This window comes from Acinetobacter sp. LT1, from assembly GCF_059800965.1.
On sequence record NZ_JBBAXE010000003.1, the window covers coordinates 114,137 to 132,822 of the forward strand.

16 protein-coding genes and 6 tRNA genes are annotated in these 18,686 nt (G+C 38.8%); 8 read left to right on the plus strand and 14 right to left on the minus strand.

Going from position 1 to position 18,686, the window contains the following annotated elements; translation table 11 throughout:
* Positions 1–90 precede the first annotated feature (90 nt).
* The 5 genes from WBW42_RS03760 to WBW42_RS03780 all read right to left on the minus strand — a co-directional run bounded on the left by WBW42_RS03760 (position 91) and on the right by WBW42_RS03780 (position 4,777).
* Positions 91–1,326 carry a threonine ammonia-lyase gene (locus WBW42_RS03760; protein WP_005064397.1) on the minus strand — a complete coding sequence of 412 codons (1,236 nt, stop codon included), beginning with the start codon at positions 1,324–1,326 and terminating at the stop codon, positions 91–93.
* A 203-nt stretch (positions 1,327–1,529) separates the two neighbouring features.
* On the minus strand, positions 1,530–2,504 hold the full coding sequence (locus WBW42_RS03765; RefSeq protein ID WP_032056665.1) for a patatin-like phospholipase family protein: 975 nt from the start codon (positions 2,502–2,504) through the stop codon (positions 1,530–1,532).
* 170 nt (positions 2,505–2,674) lie between these two features.
* Positions 2,675–4,150, minus strand: coding sequence for an alanine/glycine:cation symporter family protein (locus WBW42_RS03770; RefSeq protein WP_017482134.1), 1,476 nt, complete (start codon positions 4,148–4,150; stop codon positions 2,675–2,677).
* A 99-nt stretch (positions 4,151–4,249) separates the two neighbouring features.
* Positions 4,250–4,390 carry a hypothetical protein gene (locus WBW42_RS03775; protein WP_014207545.1) on the minus strand — a complete coding sequence of 47 codons (141 nt, stop codon included), beginning with the start codon at positions 4,388–4,390 and terminating at the stop codon, positions 4,250–4,252.
* A gap of 183 nt (positions 4,391–4,573) precedes the next feature.
* Positions 4,574–4,777: a hypothetical protein gene (locus WBW42_RS03780; protein WP_005064392.1), complete on the minus strand. Its 204-nt coding sequence runs from the start codon at positions 4,775–4,777 to the stop codon at positions 4,574–4,576.
* A gap of 509 nt (positions 4,778–5,286) precedes the next feature.
* Here WBW42_RS03780 and WBW42_RS03785 point away from each other — a divergent pair.
* Positions 5,287–5,994, plus strand: a complete 708-nt coding sequence (locus tag WBW42_RS03785; RefSeq protein WP_032056666.1) for a nitroreductase — start codon at positions 5,287–5,289, stop codon at positions 5,992–5,994.
* Positions 5,995–6,019: 25 nt separating this feature from the next.
* Here the strand turns inward: WBW42_RS03785 and WBW42_RS03790 are convergent, their stop codons facing one another.
* Positions 6,020–7,234, minus strand: coding sequence for a multidrug effflux MFS transporter (locus WBW42_RS03790; protein WP_014207547.1), 1,215 nt, complete (start codon positions 7,232–7,234; stop codon positions 6,020–6,022).
* A gap of 127 nt (positions 7,235–7,361) precedes the next feature.
* Here WBW42_RS03790 and yccS point away from each other — a divergent pair, with 127 nt between their 5' ends.
* The 4 genes from yccS (at position 7,362) to WBW42_RS03810 (ending at position 13,856) form a co-directional block, all read left to right on the plus strand.
* Positions 7,362–9,536 carry a YccS family putative transporter gene (gene yccS, locus WBW42_RS03795; RefSeq protein ID WP_032070540.1) on the plus strand — a complete coding sequence of 725 codons (2,175 nt, stop codon included), beginning with the start codon at positions 7,362–7,364 and terminating at the stop codon, positions 9,534–9,536.
* A gap of 100 nt (positions 9,537–9,636) precedes the next feature.
* Positions 9,637–10,212 carry an SdpI family protein gene (locus tag WBW42_RS03800; RefSeq protein WP_002116136.1) on the plus strand — a complete coding sequence of 192 codons (576 nt, stop codon included), beginning with the start codon at positions 9,637–9,639 and terminating at the stop codon, positions 10,210–10,212.
* A gap of 155 nt (positions 10,213–10,367) precedes the next feature.
* Entirely contained in the window at positions 10,368–12,956 is a 2,589-nt protein-coding gene (locus WBW42_RS03805) for a PepSY domain-containing protein (protein ID WP_032056669.1), read from the plus strand.
* A gap of 114 nt (positions 12,957–13,070) precedes the next feature.
* Positions 13,071–13,856 (plus strand): YdcF family protein, encoded by a 786-nt coding sequence (locus WBW42_RS03810; protein ID WP_032056670.1) that lies wholly within the window; start codon positions 13,071–13,073, stop codon positions 13,854–13,856.
* A gap of 286 nt (positions 13,857–14,142) precedes the next feature.
* Here WBW42_RS03810 and WBW42_RS03815 read toward each other — a convergent pair.
* The 8 genes from WBW42_RS03815 to WBW42_RS03850 all read right to left on the minus strand — a co-directional run bounded on the left by WBW42_RS03815 (position 14,143) and on the right by WBW42_RS03850 (position 16,154).
* Positions 14,143–14,218, minus strand: a tRNA-Val gene (locus WBW42_RS03815).
* Between the two features lie 66 nt (positions 14,219–14,284).
* A tRNA-Asp gene (locus WBW42_RS03820) sits at positions 14,285–14,361 on the minus strand.
* A 36-nt stretch (positions 14,362–14,397) separates the two neighbouring features.
* A tRNA-Val gene (locus WBW42_RS03825) sits at positions 14,398–14,473 on the minus strand.
* Between the two features lie 89 nt (positions 14,474–14,562).
* A tRNA-Asp gene (locus WBW42_RS03830) sits at positions 14,563–14,639 on the minus strand.
* Between the two features lie 47 nt (positions 14,640–14,686).
* A tRNA-Asp gene (locus tag WBW42_RS03835) sits at positions 14,687–14,763 on the minus strand.
* Positions 14,764–14,787: 24 nt separating this feature from the next.
* Positions 14,788–14,863: transfer RNA gene (locus tag WBW42_RS03840), tRNA-Val, on the minus strand.
* A 206-nt stretch (positions 14,864–15,069) separates the two neighbouring features.
* Positions 15,070–15,573, minus strand: coding sequence for a cell wall-recycling L,D-carboxypeptidase ElsL (gene elsL / locus WBW42_RS03845; protein WP_032056671.1), 504 nt, complete (start codon positions 15,571–15,573; stop codon positions 15,070–15,072).
* 212 nt (positions 15,574–15,785) lie between these two features.
* Positions 15,786–16,154 carry a YbaN family protein gene (locus tag WBW42_RS03850; RefSeq protein WP_017400240.1) on the minus strand — a complete coding sequence of 123 codons (369 nt, stop codon included), beginning with the start codon at positions 16,152–16,154 and terminating at the stop codon, positions 15,786–15,788.
* 103 nt (positions 16,155–16,257) lie between these two features.
* On the opposite strand from WBW42_RS03850, the gene WBW42_RS03855 reads away from it, so the two are divergent.
* The 3 genes from WBW42_RS03855 (at position 16,258) to dapE (ending at position 18,669) form a co-directional block, all read left to right on the plus strand.
* Positions 16,258–17,139: a DUF1853 family protein gene (locus WBW42_RS03855; protein WP_032056672.1), complete on the plus strand. Its 882-nt coding sequence runs from the start codon at positions 16,258–16,260 to the stop codon at positions 17,137–17,139.
* Positions 17,140–17,262: 123 nt separating this feature from the next.
* Positions 17,263–17,406 (plus strand): entericidin A/B family lipoprotein, encoded by a 144-nt coding sequence (locus WBW42_RS03860; protein WP_014207555.1) that lies wholly within the window; start codon positions 17,263–17,265, stop codon positions 17,404–17,406.
* A gap of 126 nt (positions 17,407–17,532) precedes the next feature.
* Positions 17,533–18,669, plus strand: coding sequence for a succinyl-diaminopimelate desuccinylase (dapE, locus tag WBW42_RS03865; protein ID WP_032056673.1), 1,137 nt, complete (start codon positions 17,533–17,535; stop codon positions 18,667–18,669).
* The last annotated feature ends 17 nt before the right edge of the window (positions 18,670–18,686 follow it).

Sequence of the window (18,686 nt, forward strand, 5' to 3'; positions counted from 1 at the left end):
CTTTTTTGGCAATTTAATCCATTTAAATTACCTTGTATATGACTCTTGATAGAGCCATATACAGCTTTTATAACACAGTGATATCAGAGATTAAATCTCTTCTTTACGAACAATATAGCCTTCCAATTGCATTGCTTGAATGAGTAAATCTAGGTCCGAGGCACTTTTTAACTCTACATCAACGCTCACAGCGCTTTCTTTGGCACGGCTTGTTGCCGCAAAGCGTTCATGACGTAACTCATAAATATTACCACCTTGCTCAGCAATAATGGCCGTTAAACGAGCTAAAGCACCTGGATTGTCTGGTAATTCAACACGAATACGAACCATACGACCTGTACGGGTTAAATGGCGTTGTAATACAGAGACCATAACACGTGTATCAATATTGCCACCTGACAGCACCACGCCCAATTTATGACCTAAAAACAGATCGGGACGCGACATAATTGCAGCAATACCTGTTGCCCCCGCTCCTTCACATACTGTTTTTTCAATATTAAGTAAGAGTGCAATAGCCTCTTCAATCATGTCTTCAGTGACAACGACAATGTCATCAACATATTCTTTAGCAACTTGGGTCGTAAGCTCACCTGGAGTTTTTACCGCAATGCCCTCAGCAACAGTAGAGCCCATTGAAACCGCATGTTGATAATTACAAAGTAGTTTTGCCATACTTGGGTATACAACTGATTGCACCCCAATAATTTTAATTTTTGGATTGATCGCTTTAGCAGCAATTGCAATACCAGAAATTAAACCACCACCACCAATTGGCACAACCAAAATATCCAGATCAGGCACAGCCGCAAGCATTTCAAGTGCAATGGTGCCTTGACCCGCAATAATTTCAGCATCATCAAATGGGTGGATAATCGTTAAAGATTCTTCTTGTGCAACACGATGCATTTCAGCAGCAGCTTCTGAAAAGTCCTGCCCATGCAAAATAACGCGCGCACCATACTCACGTACTCGTTGCACCTTAACATTTGGTGTAGATTTCGGCATTACAATAGTTGCAGTCACACCTGTCCGCTGAGCATGGTAGGCTACACCTTGTGCGTGATTGCCTGCCGAAGCTGCAATAACACCATGTTGCTTTTCTTGCTCAGATAAACACAACAGTTTATTCAGAGCACCCCGCTCTTTAAATGAAGCTGTAAATTGTAAGTTTTCAAATTTCAACCACATCTCAGCCCCTAAGGTTTTAGAAATGGTCTCTGAGAAAACAAAGGGAGTTTTTACAACTAAACCCTCCAAACGCTCTGCGGCAGCATGAACATCATCTAATGTTGGAAAGCCATTTTTAACCTGTTGCTGTATCATTTATCCAGTCAGCCTCAATACACTACAAATCAATTATTTTTAAAAAACGGCAACAATATTTCATATTAACCATTAGAGTTTTCAGCATATCCAACATATCTCTAATATACAAAAAATTTTATTCCAAAAATTGAAGGTTTAGACTTCCATAAAAAAATCCCTATGTGGGCTTTTTTTATAATTTTCAGAATATTAACGTTTATTTATTGGCTTTGAGCACTCAAGCCTTCCGTAGACATATTTTGTTCAGCTATTTTTTCATCAATAGCAAACTGAATATCAGAAAGCTTGGCATTAGCTGCATCTATACCAGATTTCATAGTAGCTTCACGGCCTTTGACATCAAAAATATGTGCTTTTTCTCTTAAATCTGGCTGAATAACAACATCTGCATATTGCAATTCTTCTGCTGCCAAACGCCCTTGCATGATATTAATATTCTGATTAAATAGTCCCCAGACATTCGAAGTTTCTGTGTAAATAGGTTGAGCTAGAATATCAACTGCAATAATGACATCAGCACCTAAATCACGAGCCACTTCAACTGGCACAGGACTCACCAACCCACCATCTACATATTCAGATTTACCAATTTTAGTCGGCACAAACATACTCGGAATCGAAGCAGAGGCTCTTACGGCTTGACCGGTATTGCCGTAGTTAAATACGGTCTTAGTGCCATGCTTTAGTTCAGTTGCCACCACATACATTGGAATCTTCATTTTTTCGAGTGGCATGTTATTTACTTGCTGGTTAACGTAGTTCTCTACTTTTTTACCATCAAAAAAACCTTTTAATCCGATACTAATATCACGGACGTCACCAGCTTTCATTTTTAAAGCAGTATCACGCAGCTCAGCAGGTGTTTTACCACTCGCATAAATTGCCCCAACAATACTACCGGCACTCGTACCTACAATAAAATCCGGGCGAATACCATGTTGTTCTAAAACTTCAATCACCCCAATATGAGCATAACCTCGTGCTCCACCGCTACCCAATACAAGCGCAACAACAGGACGTTTTTGCATTTTTTTAATTCTTGCAAAAGGTTGATCGACAGGACGAGCATAAGCTTCTGTCATTTGCGGTTTTAGAGCAGCAGACAAGTGTGTGGTGGTCTGGCATCCCGCCAACACCATAGAGAGTCCGAGAACCCACAATTTAAGCTGTTTCATGGCCCATCTTCGTACTATGAGGTTTAAGTTCGGATTGCAATTTTAGTTGCTACTTTCGTGAAAAGCTGTAGTGAATTTATTTAATTTGTCATGTTTAAAATTTAGACTCAAGTATTTTATTTATCGCCTATATGAAAAAGGCCCCTTATGTATAAGAGGCCTTTTGAAACTTACCAGATATCTGAATCAACTTTTTTCTTCAATTCCGGATACTTGTCAATTTTAAACTCAGGCTCTTTAATGCCTCGTTTCAATTGCTCGCGGTAATCTTTTAACAAAGTGCGTGCCATTGGCGTTAATAGTAAAATTGCAATCAAGTTAATGGTTGCCATGATACCCATAAACAAGTCAGCCATTGACCAAACGAGTGGAACACTACCGATTGCACCGAAGTACACCATCACCAATACGAAAATTCGGAAGATGAACATGACTTTCGGGTTGTTATTAATAAACTGTACATTACCTTCTGCATAAGCATAGTTACCTAATACAGCTGAATAACAGAATAAGAATAATAGAACTGCAAGGAAATCAGATCCCCAATGCCCAACTTGAGTTTCTAAGGCACGTTGTGTTAATTCAACACCAACAAAGCCTGCGTCTTGGTATACGCCAGAAACTAAGATGATGATTGCAGTACTCGTACATACAATGAACGTATCTACGAATACACCAAGCATTTGTACTAAACCTTGGTTTACAGGGTGTTTTACATCAGATGCAGCAGCTGCGTTTGGCGCAGACCCCATACCTGCTTCGTTTGAGAACAAACCACGTTTAATACCTTGCATCATTGCCATTGACACTGCCGCACCGAAGAAACCACCTGCCGCAGCATTGAAGTGGAAAGCTTCAGTCACAATCAGCTTTAAAATATCAGGCAAAATTGCATAGTTGCTTAATGCGATATATAGAGCAACGGCTAGATAAAGACCTGCTTTTAAAGGTACAAACATCTCTGCAAATTTAGCGATACGTTTAATACCACCAAAAATTGCCAATGCAACCATAACAACAAGCGCAAGGCCAACCCATGAAATTTCTAGATCAACACCACCTAAATGAGCAATAAGATTAGCTTTGTCCCAACCCCAAGCATGTGAAGAAGCATTCGCAATCGCATTAATTTGGACTGAGTTGAATACGAAACCGTAGGTAAAGATGAGTGCTAGTGCGAAAACCACACCAAAGGTTTTACTGCGTAAGCCTTGGGTAATATAGTAAGCTGGTCCACCGCGGAACTGTTTAGTCTTGTTATCTCGAACTTTAAAAAGCTGAGCAAGTGTAGACTCAATAAAAGCAGAGCTCATACCAAGTACAGCAGTTACCCACATCCAGAACACAGCGCCAGGGCCACCAATTGCAATCGCAATTGCCACACCTGCAATGTTACCCACCCCAACACGGCTCGCAAGACCCGTTACAAAAGCTTGGAAAGGTGTAAGTCCATGCTCATCTTCGCCTTCTGTACGGCTGCTTTTCATGACACGGATACTTTGCAAGAACATGCGGATCTGCACTGCCCCTGTTAAGACCGTATAAAAAATACCGACAGCCAGCAAGAAAATAACCAGAAAATCCCATAAAGGATCATTAAAAAATTGTACCCACGACATCAGTGTGGCATTGAGTTGTTCATTCATACTCGGTCCGCTTACGTTCTTGCTAATGTGCTAATAGCACAAGCCAAAATACTGCAATAAACAAAAAAGCCCCTCAAAATAGGGACTTCTTCAGTACATTTAAGGAAAAACTTTTAATGTCACTTGAATAGCAATTAACGTCACAAGTTTAAGCAACATAATGCCCAGCACTAAGCCTTTGAAGGTCGCATGAGAGAAAGCACCCTTCAGATAAAATGAATTCATCGCACCACTGAACATATTCCCATTTGGGTGAACAGAATGCATCGACTCGGCTACAAACTTGGAAACTAACAAATGACCACCGCTAAATCAGCTCGTTTAATGATTCCCATCAATTAATCGAGTTATAAAAATCTGGATTTAAGCCAATAAGCATATTTACATATACTTGAGAGCGAATGTCTAAAATGGATATGAATTTCAAAGACTGTAACGAGCCATCGCCATAACGCGGCTATCTGCGCCCTTTTCCCTCTGATTGGAGAAGAGTGCATTTAGATCTGTACCAAGCTGTTGTATTTCTTGTGGCTCAGTAGTTGCGTGAGTTACGTTCATTTTCATGGTTGCAATGGTAATCGCCAATCCTTGTTTCATGAACTGCTTGTTGATGAGCGGTAAACTCATGTAAAGCTCCTTATTCCTCGTGTATTTCTCCATTTCTACATTCAAATCCTTTTTGTAAAGGGATTTTGTATGCAGCCATTTCTTTCCTAACATGAGTATGGAGAAATCATACCTGCGTAAAAAAGTCGGTATTATGCAGAAATTTAAAATTTTGTGTATGTTTTTCATTAAAAATTTATGTTATTTCTGATTATTTTTTATCCAAAACCATCTGTTTTGTACTGTTTTTAAACATATTATACTTTTTTTCAATTGAGTGATTTTTAATCCAACTGATGCTATAAATTTATTTTTATAGTCAAAAACATCATACTTTTTTGTCTATTTAGATCTAAAATGGCATATTCACATTAGAGTTAATTAGACATTATATCCAAACTAAACACATCATCATATCTTTAAGGATATCCCTTTTCTAATATTTTTTGCTTATAAATGAAGTACTTTCAAAACATGAAATTAAACTTCAAAAAAGTATTAAGTATTTAAGAAAAGATATAGGAGTACGCATGAATCTGGAACAAGTTCGTCTCGTTGATGAAGCTATCACTTCTCGACATTCTGTCCGCGCTTTTTTAAATACTCCAATTGAGCCAGAAGTCATTAAAGATATATTACGAGTCGCAAGTCGAGCACCTTCTGGAACGAACACCCAACCATGGAAAGTCTATGTGGTCACAGGTAAAAAGCGTGATGAAATGGTTGAACGTGTCTGTGCTGCACAAATTGAAGTTTCAAAAAATCCTGAACTAGCAGAACAATATAAAGAAACTTTTGCCTATTACCCTGAAAAATGGATATCCCCTTTTATTGACCGCCGCCGCGAGAATGGCTGGGGACTCTACGGTTTACTCGAAATCAAAAAGGGCGAAAAAGAAAAAATGGCTGAACAGCAGCTACGTAATTTTAAATTGTTTGATGCACCAGTCGCCCTTTTCTTTACCGTAAATAAAACGATGGGAATCGGCTCTAAAATGGATATCGCAATGATGATCCAAAACGTGATGGTCGCTGCCAAGGCACGTGGTTTAGATACATGCCCACAAGCAGCTTGGAATCATTTTCACCCTATTGTTTTAGATATAGTAGGTGCATCAGATGACGAAGAACTGGTATGTGCAATTGCATTAGGTCATGCCGATCCTAACCACATTGTAAATACCTTTATTACACCTAGAGAACCTGTTGAAAATTTCACAGTTTTTCTAGACGAATAAGCTATAAGTGGCCATTCTCTAAAAGCTATGAGAATGGCTTGGTTTTGACCTGTTGTGTCGCTTTCAATACGACAATAAAACCACTTAGTGTAAATAACACCATCATTACGCCCATATTGAGCGATGCGGACCAAATCAGGAAGTTAAGAAGCACGCCACCTAAAAGGCCACAAGCGAATTGCATACTTCCCATAATTGCACTTGCTGTCCCAGCGCGAGCACCTTGTTTGGACATTGCTAACGCCATAGCATTTGGGCCTGTTAAACCAATGCCTGAAATAGCTAAAAATAACCCTACCATAACAAGCCATAAAGGCGCTGCAGGGATTAAACCAGCAATAAATACAATGATGGCTCCAGTCACTTGCACAAGGGAACCCGATTTTAAGCGTTTGGTAATTTCAACACGTGTTGTTAAATGCTTGTTTAAAGAAGACATCAACATGATGCCAAAAGCATTTAGTCCAAATACGTAAGCAAACTCTTGCTGATTAAGTCCGTACTGGTCCATAAACACTGCAGGTGCTGAACTGATATAGCAAAATAATGCAGCCCCCGTTAAACAGCCTGCAAACATAGGTAAGCGGAAACTCGCATCTTTGAAAATAGCTCCATATAAAGTCACCACTTGATAGAGTGATAGCTTAAGCCTTTTATCATTTGCCAAAGTTTCTTTAAAAAAGAAATGTACGCACAGCCAACACAGCGCACCCACAATTGAAAGCGCAATAAAAATAGCCTGCCACGGAAACCAAATTAAAATCCATGCTCCGATCATAGGAGCCAAAATTGGTGCAAGTCCCATGACAATCATCATGCTTGAGAAAGCTTGTGCAGAGCCTTGAACGTCCAATTTATCGCGTATTGCTGCACGAGCCATGACTACGCCAACACAACCACCTAAAGCTTGTAAAATACGGGCCGCAATTAAGCTCCATTCATTAGTAGCCATTACACAAAATAAGCTTGCGACTGCATAAAGCGCGAGGCCAAAGTAAAGTGGTTTCTTTCTACCGATACGATCGCTTAAAGGACCATAAACCAACTGCCCAATGGCTAAACCAAAAAAATAAGCTGGTAGTGTATTTGCCACCATTTGCGTACTTACCCCAAAATCATGGGCCATTTGTGGTAACGCAGGTAAGTACATATCAATGGATAACGGCCCTAAAGCCGTAAGTAAAGCGAGCAACATAATCCAGCCAATAGAGTATTGACGCTGGGCTGTTTGTTCAGACATAACGATATTTCATTTTTCACTCATTTGCATACAGACAAGCTTACACTGTCTATCGTATGATTTGTGCAACATTGGTGTAGAAATACACAAATCCTTTATCACTCAGGTTGATCAGCAAGGACTTCATTTGAAATCTTGGTTTAAACGCCTAAAAAGAGCGACTTATAACACAACATTTATGTATAACGTGCGAATGCTGATAGCCTTTTCAGGAACTGCTTTCGTGCCTTATTTTTTAGGCTATCAATTAGCAACTATTCCACTCACTTTAGGTGTAGTCGCAGCAGGTTTGAGTGATATTGATGATCGCTTTTCCGTGCGAATCATGAACCTAATTTATACTTATATTGGGTTCTTCGTTACCGCAGCTTCTGTACAACTACTTTTCCCCTACCCAATGGCTTTTGCTTTAGGGTTGATTGCTTCATGTATTGGCTGGATTTTACTAGGTTCATTAGGACGTCGTTACGCCACTATTTCTTATGGCTGTTTGGTTGTTTCGGTCTATACCATGTTGGGTGTTCACCTTTTTGATCACTGGTATATTCAACCTGCTCTTTTAGTTGCAGGTGCTGCTTGGTATGGCGTCATTGCTACTATTAGCTTTTTACTATTTCCGGTTCGCCAACTTCAAGATAAACTCGCAGCGTCTTATGCATCTCTAGGTGATTTTCTATTTGCAAAATCAAATTTATTTGATGTAGATATGACTCCTGCCAGCTATCAGCAAAGTATGATTGAGCTGTCATTAGAAAATGGTAAGTTAATTACGATTTTTAACGACTTAAAAACAGCTTTATTGACTCGTTTAAAAGGTGACCGTGGGCAAAAAGATACACGCCGAAGCTTACATTATTATTTTGTCGCTCAAGACATTCATGAGCGTGCTGACTCAGCCCATATCGACTATCAAAAGTTAGCCAAAATTTTTCAGCACAGTGATATTTTATTTAGATTTCAACGAATTTTGGCGGTTCAAGGCAAAGCTTGCCAAGAGTTAAACGAATGTATTTTACAACGCAAACCTTATAATCATAACAAACGCTTCAAGCAGAGTTTTGAGAACTTAAGACTATCTTTAGAGAAACTAAGACGTGATCAGCATTATGATCTGTTATGGGTAAATGCTCTCTTCGCTTTATACCAAAATTTAAAATCTATCGACTCTCAGTTACTCAACTTAGAAACGGAACAACACATTCAGTCTGATAAAGTTAAACAAGCAGAGAACCAGCTTAAAGATGATGATTTACAAGGATGGAACGATATTGTCATCCGAATAAAGCAAAATCTAACTCCTGAATCTGTACTTTTCCGCCATGCAATTCGCGTCTCAATTGTTCTTTTTATTGGGTATGTGCTGATTCAAATGACCAATATCGAGTACGGCTATTGGATTATGCTTACAGCCCTATTTGTAAGCCAACCTAACTTCAACGCAACCAAACGTCGCTTACGCTTACGAATTGTCGGAACATTAGTCGGAATTATTGTTGGTCTTACCATTGTATTTCTCGTGCCTTCCGTCGAAGGACAACTATTAATGTTGATCTTGAGCGGGGTACTGTTTTTTGAGTTACGCAGTAAGCAATATGCTCAAGCAACCGCATTTATTACAATTTTGGCATTAATTAACTTTAATCTAGATGGCTCGGCAATGGCTGCTGCTATTCCGCGATTTGTAGATACTTTAATTGGATGTGCCCTAGCTTGGTTTGGGGTGACATTTATTTGGCCTGACTGGAAATTCCGACGCTTACCTCGCAACATCAGACGTTCATTACAAGCTCAATGCAATTATTTAGCTGAAGTTGTTAAACAATATCATGAAGGCCGCAATCATGCGTTGAATTACCGTATTGTAAGACGAGCTGCTCATAATACAGATGCCGAGGTTGCTTCACTTATTTCAACTTTAGCAACAGAGCCAGACTTTGACCCTACCCGTAAGTCGGATATCTTTGAATTTTTATGTTTAAACCATACATTTTTAAGTTATATCGCCGCACTTGGAGCACATCGAGAAAGCATTCAAGATCAAGCTGTTCTTAAACTCTTAGACCAAGCGCTAGATGATATTCAGGGTGCATTATTAAGAGATGAGATGCCTGATCTTACAGCACAAAATATGCTCCAGACGATACGTCAACGTTTGAGTCAAAATAATGAAGAGGACCAGAAATCACTCATTATTTTACAGCAGCTATCACTCATGCTTGGTGTATTGAACCGTTTTAGTATGCTAAAACAACGCCTAAGTCATGATCTTGATAATGATGCCAGCGAGCTTGCATCGTTATAAATTTGAGTCGGAAATTAGTATGAAATTGGCATAATATCCTTTCCTGACTTATGCCAATTAATGCTAAACTTAAAACAGTTTACAATTTGTTATTTGCACTATGACCGCGAAAACTTTATACGCTTATACGCTTCAGCCTGTTCCCTATGATGTGTCAGAAGCTGAACAACGTAATGCACAGCTTCTTATCTGGCGCAGCACCAATAAAATCAGCACAAAAATTTGGGCAATTATGGGTGTCGTTTTAGCCCTAGCTATATTAGGTCTTATTTTTATTAAGAACTACTCTACTGTTTTTTGCTGGGTTGCTATTGTCGCTGTTGTACTTTACTACCTAGGTCGTAAATACGGATTAGAGTGGTACGTTAAACGCAAAATGAATGAATTTCCGGTACAGGAAATCAAAGGTATTCGTTTAGGTGTGCAGCCTCATGGTATTGTGATGCGTCAACAAATGGGCTTACAAGAAGGCGTAGGTACTATTGGATGGAAAAATATCTACGAATGGTACAATACACCTGATTTTATTTTGGTCAATTTCAAAGTAAAAGATCCAAAAGGCCAAGAACAACAAGGTGCTTATATCCTACCTAAGCGCATGGATTCGAAAAACTTCTCGTTCAACACAATTCGCACACACTTAAAAGAATCTGTAGGCGAACCAAAAACCTTGTAATTCTAGATTTTATAAAAAGCCTCCTTAGGGAGGTTTTTTATTAAGCTAAAAATAAATGATAATGAAAATTAATATTATCTCCAAAATCCATATTATCTCCCCAATCTTCGGCTATACTTCGTTACAAGATCTCCATCATATTTACATTTTCGACCATGTTTAAAAAAATTTTATTTCAAATTCATTGGTTTCTGGGTATCACTGCTGGCCTCATCTTATCCATTATGGGTGTTACAGGGGCAATTTATTCTTATGACCAACAAATTTTAAAATGGGTGAATTCTGATAGTTATGTTGTTCAAGCTGAAAACACTCCAAAATTAACTCCTGCTCAGCTTTACCAGCATTTCAATACAACCCAACCTGAAATCAAAATTAATAGCATTACGATCGCCAAGGACCCCACCTCTTCTTCTGTGGTGAATATTGAAAAAGAAGGTGAACGCCGTGGCTATAATATGATGGTGAACCCTTATAACGCTGAGATTCTTCCAGATGTTAAAGGCCGAAAGTTGTTGTTACTCATACAACAAATTCATCGTAATTTAACAGCAGGTGAAGTTGGTAAACAAATTACTGGTGCCTGCGCACTCATGCTAATTTACTTCGTACTCAGTGGGTTATATTTACGTTGGCCTAAAAAGCACTCTGCTCGTCAATGGCTTGCTGTTAAACCGAAACTCAAAGGCCGGAATTTTATTTGGGATCTACATGCTGTTGTCGGCACATGGGTCATTGTTTTTTATCTTCTTTTCGCATGTACAGGCCTATATTGGTCTTATGATTGGTGGCGTAGTGGCATGTTCAAAGTGATGGGAGTTGAACAACCTAAACGACAAGATCATGGCGCTGCTCCTCAAAATCAAAATCGTGGAATGCAGCAAGGTAAACAATCTGACCGTAATAATGATAAAAAATCAGAGCCTCAATTAGATAATACTCAACTCATTACAGCACTTAATCAAACATGGAGTGGCTTCAATAGTCAGGTTGGACGTGATTATTCGACTCTAACATTAAGCTTACCGAAAAAAGATGATGGAAAAATTGAGTTAACCTTTGTCGATGCTACCCCACAACACGAACGGGCACGTAACCAAGCCATCTATAATTATCAAACTGGCAACATCGAAAAGATGGAGCTTTACGAAGACAAAAAGCTTAATCAAAAGATTATGAGCAGCATGTTACCCGTACACCGCGGTAGCTTCTTTGGACCAATTTATCAATTCGTTGCGATGCTTGCTTCTCTAGCAATGCCTTTGTTCTTGGTTACTGGGTGGATGCTGTATCTTAAACGCCGTAAACAGAAAAAATTAACACAGGCGGCTCGTCAGTCTTTAGCAGGACAATACATTGATCCAAATGCAAAGCCTTGGCTTATTACTTATGCAACTCAAACAGGCGTAGCTGAACAACTCGCTTGGAGCACGGCAACAAGTTTACAAGAAGCTCATCAACCTGTTCAGGTAAAACCTGTACAGCAACTAACACAAACTGATTTAGAGCAACATCAACAGGTTTTATTCGTGATCAGTACTTATGGTACTGGTGATGCTCCTGATCTTGCTACAAGCTTTGCTAAAAAACTTTTAAAATTGAATGTGGATCTTAAGCACATCAACTATGCTGTTCTAGCGCTGGGCTCTAAAGAATATCCAGACACTTATTGTAGTTTTGGCCATGCAGTAGATGCTTGGCTTAAAGCAAATGGTGCCCATGCTCTCTTCAATACAATTGAAGTTGATAATGCAAACCCATCGGATATTCAAAATTGGAATCAATCTCTCGCTAAAGCAACCAAATTAGATTTACATGCTGTAAATCTGGAAAAAGTATTTGATAGTTGGACATTGCAGCAACGTGATTTACTCAATCCAAATAGCTTAGGTCAGCCTGCTTATAATATTGAACTTAAAGCAAATCATGAAGCGATATGGCAAGCGGGTGATATTGCTGAAATCCAGCCTGGTAATAGTCCTGAGCGCATTCATGCTTTTTTGCAAAAGCATCATATTCTTAAAAATTCAAAAGTTGATTCATTGCAGATTTCAATCGAAAAAGCACTTTGGAATAAAGATTTAACTGGTGAAATTGAACCATTTGCCAATTTGGATCATTTATTAGAGCAGCTCCCAACACTACCAACGCGAGAGTATTCGATTGCGAGTATTCCTTCTCAGCAAGTCCTTCGTTTGGTTGTACGCCAACAATATGATGCGTCTGGCAACTTAGGTTTAGGTTCAGGTTGGCTTACTCAATATACGCAAGTTAATAATGAAATTGCCTTGCGTATTCGTACCAATGAATCATTCCATCTTATTGATGACAACCGCCCTATTATTTGTATTGGTAACGGAACAGGTATTGCTGGCTTAATGAGCCTATTACACACCCGTACGCGTCATGATTACACTGAAAACTGGTTAATTTTTGGTGAACGTCAAAGAGCATGTGATTTCTTCTATGCATCAACTATTGAAGCATGGAAAACCACAGGAATGTTAAAACGCCTCGATTTAGCATTTTCCAGAGATCAAGAACAACGCATGTATGTTCAAGATGTAATCCGTCAGAATGCAGCAGAATTAGTAAGCTGGGTAGAACGCGGTGCTGTTCTGTATGTATGCGGTAGTATTGATGGTATGGCAAGTGGAGTCGATCAAGCACTTATCGAAATTCTAGGTGAAGAACAGGTAGATGATTTAAGACAACAAGGCCGTTACCGCCGTGATGTTTATTAAAGATCAATAAAAACTAAAACCGAGTAATAGCTTAAATGCTTTACTCGGTTTTTTATTGCATTCAGAATGATTTTGCATACACTGTCTGCAATTTAAATTGCAACTCTAAGCACAATGCAAGTCAGTAAGTGGATCCGTATTTTCCTAGCAATCATTGGTTCGATTTTATTTCTAGATGGATTAGTTCTAATTTGTCTCAATAAAATTAATGTAGGAACCGTTATTCCTTTAATTCTAGGTGCTTTCTTCTGCCTATATTCCTTATTTTATTATCATTTAGAACGCTTTTTCTTCTATCACTATCGCTTACACACACTTTGGCGTTTTGGATGGTTATGCTTCTGGATATGGTTAATTGGCTTAGGCTATTTCTTTAGCTTTATTAAAGAAAATAAAGATACTTCAAATAATATTCCTCCAGTAAAAGCAATTATTGTCTTAGGAAGCGGTGTTGAGAATGGTCAGCCATCCACAATTCTTGCAAAACGTTTAGATACGGCCGCCCCTCTAGCCCTAAAACAGCAGCAAGCACAGATTGTTCTAACAGGTGGTCTTGATTTTTCAGAAAAAGAAAGCGAAGCATTGGTTATGTCTCGTTATCTTGAACAAAAGTATCATATCGCAAGAGATCAAATGATCCTTGAAGATAAAAGTACCAGCACAGAGCTTAACTTAAAAAATAGTAAACCCTTATTAGAACAGCACCACATTACCTTAGACCAGCCAATCGCTATTGTGACAAGTGATTTTCATATTCCTCGAGCAATAGCAATTGCAAAAAAACAGGGCTATACCCAAGTTTATGGGGTAGCGGCCGAGACACCATTAGCTACTCGCTACAATGCATGGTTACGTGAATATTTCGCGTATACGAGTGGATGGCTTTTAAACGAATATTAAAAATAATTTAATAAAAAACTGCTATTTAAAAAATAGCAGTTTTTTTATTTGTGAAAATATTAGTGATCTGTACAAATACAAAGTTGATCTAAGCTGAAGATCATAAATTGCAGGTTAGATTCATATCTTTAGCCACTAATAAAGAAATTTAATAAGGAGGAGGAAGCCCATCAACAGCAAGAGTAAAAAAACACTAATGCTAAAAAATTAAGAACTAGCGATCAATAAAAAGAATAACTTAAAGATATTATGAATTTAGGAGATTTTAAATTTCTGATAGAAATTATGGTGGGCGCTGACGGGATCGAACCGCCGACATTCTGCTTGTAAGGCAGACGCTCTACCAACTGAGCTAAGCGCCCTTAATGAGAAAAGATAGCGAATGTATCTTTATACTCTACATTCTCTAGACAAGGGAATCAAGAGAATGGCGCAGCGGACGGGGCTCGAACCCGCGACCCCCGGCGTGACAGGCCGGTATTCTAACCAACTGAACTACCGCTGCACTACAATACTTTAAAATAAAGTATGGTCACATATATGGTGGGCGCTGACGGGATCGAACCGCCGACATTCTGCTTGTAAGGCAGACGCTCTACCAACTGAGCTAAGCGCCCCAAGAAGAAAAAACTAATAAATTATTAATTTTTCGATTTAAAATTTTTACATCTTAAATCATCTTCCAAACACAACCCGAACTGAAAAGTGGCGCAGCGGACGGGGCTCGAACCCGCGACCCCCGGCGTGACAGGCCGGTATTCTAACCAACTGAACTACCGCTGCACTTTCACAATATCGCAATTGTGGGGTAAACGATGTTAAGTCTTAAGTGGCGCAGCGGACGGGGCTCGAACCCGCGACCCCCGGCGTGACAGGCCGGTATTCTAACCAACTGAACTACCGCTGCACTTGAGAGCTTAACGTAAAGGCTTGGTGGGCGCTGACGGGATCGAACCGCCGACATTCTGCTTGTAAGGCAGACGCTCTACCAACTGAGCTAAGCGCCCTTAACGTCTTCATCGTTTGTGAGGTGCATTATAGAGAATCTTTAACAGGTGTCAAACGCTTTTCGACAACTTTTCAAAAAAATGCGAATGAATGATTAAAAATAAGTCATTATTAAGTAAAAAACAATTTTTTGTATTTTATTTAAGCACTTATTTTAATATTTTGATCATTCAGCTAATTAAATAAGAATTTTTAAAATCTTATTTTAGGTTAAAGATTGCTCAGACAAATAAACCAATGCATCTTCAGCGACTAAATCAAACAACTCAATGATTTCTTCATTACGCATTCGAATACATCCATGTGACATGGGAACACCCATCGGTTCTTTATCAGGTGTGCCATGAATATAGATATAACGCTGCATGGTGTCGTGGCCATCACCTTTATTAAAGCCTTCTTCTAAGCCATCTAACCAAAGAATGCGTGACAATATCCAATCTCGTTCAGGGAATTGTGCTGCAAGTTCACTACTATAGACCTCCCCTGTGGGCTTACGTGCAATAAAAACCGCATTTTGAGGAGATTGTGCACCAATTTTTTTTGCAACCCTATGCCATCCACGTGGAGTCCTACCAGTATTCTCTTGCTCACCGATTCCGTTCTTTCCGGTAGAAATGACATAAAACTTATTATGTTTAGGCAAAGTTAATGTTTGATTTACTAAATCGATGAGGACATCTGCATCTTCGAGCTTAAATTGAGACATTGAACTTATTCTCTTATATCAACTCAAATACTTTGAGTTTAAGTAAAAATTTATATGAAGAACTTGTCTTGCGCCAAAATTAAAAGATTATCAATCTTCTCTTATCTACGCGCGGTTTCACCGCTTGTCTTGAGCCAAAATTAAAAGATTATCAATCTTCTCTTATCTACGCGCAGTTTCACTGCTTGTCTTGCGCCAAAATTAAAAGATTATCAATCTTTTAATTTTGGCTCAGGGCGTAGCCATAACCAAACTGCAACGATGAACATGGTAGTATCAGTAAAAACCTTGACCCAAAGCGGTGCTGAAGTAAATAGCATTATAAGGCCACTGATTGCCATCATTATGCTTGCAATCCATTTGGCTTTACGTGGTACTGTACCATTGGCTCGCCAATCACGTAATGTTGGGCCGTATTTGGGATGGTTTAATAACCAATCATCCATTTGTGGCCATCCCTTTGAAGCTGCCCATGCAGCCAGAATCAAAAACACTGTTGTGGGCATACCTGGTAAAATTGCTCCAATAATGCCTAGCGTGATAAAAATCACGACCAAAGAGCGCCAGAACAATGTTCGCATATATAAACCTTAACCTGCTGTTAGCTTTAGTATAAAGTGTTTTTCTAATATTGTTTGTTGATCCCGTATGAAATTAGGATGAATTACTTCGAGTATTAAATATATGAATATTGCCTCAGTGAAAACTTCCTATTTCGAACCATGGCTTCAATTTCAACATCCTATAGTGCGACAGCTGGCTTTTTGTATTGCTAGTCCAAATTTACTTTGCCAATTACCAAAAAGTTTTTCTATACAACACGACTTTAAGCTGCACCCAACCGAAATATGGGAAGAGCATTTCCAAAATTATTTACCACGTTTAAAAGAGCTCGATCAGTCACCAGAGCCTTTAATCCAGTTTTTATCTCAACTTAAAAGTACACGCTTAGGCTTACGCTTTGAGAATTTACTTTGGTTCTGGCTACAAGAGGATAATTATCATCCTTACCAACTCTTAGGTCACAGTATTCAAAAAATTGATGGAGCAAAAACTTTAGGTGAACTGGATTTTTTAATTTTAAATAAAGAAAATCAACAAATTGAACATTGGGAGGTCGCGTTAAAATACTATTTGGGCGAGGCAGACTTACATTTAGAGCAATGGATTGGATTAAACCGTCAAGATACTTTAAGCAAGAAGCTTTATCATTTTACGAATAAGCAATTCCAATTTTGTGAGGCATTAAATTTTAGGATTCAACAACGTTTTGCGGTTTTAAAAGGACAACTCTACCTACCACTTCAGTTAAATTCTCAAAAGTCGCTACCAGACTGGATAAATTTAAAGCGTCGTCTGGGATATTGGGGGACTACCATTCCCCATTCTTCTTTTTATCGATTGGAAAGACACGAATGGTTGTGTCCAAATAAAGAGCAGACTTCAAATCCAGCACATTGGTGGACAGACGGTCTATATTGTAAAAATAGTGAAGAGGTTTTGTTTTATATGTTTAGACATCCTTCGTACTTAAACATTAAGCCTCACCTGCAAAAATTAAGCTAATTAACAATAAGTTTTAAGCTTCTAGAAACATTTTATAACGTTTTTACTATTAAACAGTCATGTTTCTTTTTCCGTTTGTTTTTTAATCTAAATTTACTTCATTATTAAATTTAAACGGAGAAAATGATGAAAAAAGTTTTAGCTGCGTCTGTAATGGTTGCTGTTATTTTAACAGGGTGTAATACGTTTAAAGGTTTTGGGCAAGATGTTTCTAAAGCAGGTGATGCTGTAACAAATACTGCTGAAAAAACACAAGATAAAATGTAAGTTAGAGTTGTTACTTCAAAAACCTTATCATTCCGATAAGGTTTTTTTATTTTTACGTACCCATCCCTTAGAGATTCGCCTATTATATCGGACTATATTTCACCTGATCAGCACGCAATTTTCGGTATGAACCATTCAGACACTCTCTCGCTTAGCTTAGAACTGTTACAACAACCTTCTGTTACTCCTATTGATCATACATGCCAAACCATCATGGCAGACCGTTTAGCCAAAATTGGTTTTCATATTGAACCAATGCGTTTTGGTGAAGTTGACAATCTTTGGGCGCGTCGCGGAACTGAAGAACCTGTATTTTGTTTTGCCGGTCATACTGACGTAGTTCCGACAGGTAAGTTAGAAGCATGGAATTCAGATCCGTTTGTACCTGAAATTCGCGATGGAAAATTATATGGTCGTGGTTCGGCCGATATGAAAACAGCACTTGCAGCTATGGTCGTTGCATCTGAACGTTTTGTCACAAAACATCCTGATCACAAGGGTTCGATTGCTTTTCTAATTACTTCTGATGAAGAAGGACCTGCTATTAACGGTACGGTTAAAGTGATTGAGACTCTTGAAAAACGTAACGAAAAGATGACATGGTGTTTGGTAGGCGAACCTTCTAGTACTCATAAATTGGGTGATATTGTTAAAAATGGTCGTCGTGGTTCACTTAATGCCGTATTAAAAGTTCAAGGTAAGCAAGGTCATGTGGCTTACCCACATTTGGCGCGCAATCCAATTCATGAAGCATCACCAGCTTTAGCAGAACTGTGCCAAACTGTTTGGGATAATGGAAATGAATATTTCCCAGCAACATCATTTCAGATTTCAAATATTCATGCTGGCACTGGCGCAACAAATGTCATTCCTGGTGCACTAGAAGTTACTTTTAACTTCCGTTATTCAACAGAAGTAACAGCAGAACAACTTAAACAACGTGTGCATGAGATTTTAGATAAACACGGTTTACAGTACGAAATCGTTTGGAATCTTTCTGGTTTACCATTCCTAACACCTGTGGGTGAACTCGTTAATGCAGCGCAAACTGCTATTTTGAACGTAACGGGTACTGAAACTGAGCTTTCAACGAGTGGTGGGACTTCTGATGGTCGTTTTATTGCTCCAACAGGCGCACAGGTATTGGAATTAGGTGTTCTAAACGCAACAATTCATCAGATTAACGAACATGTTGATGTACAAGACCTTGATCCACTAACTGATATTTATGAGCAAATTTTGGAAAATTTATTAGCTAAGTAAAAGTTAAAAAGGAACTC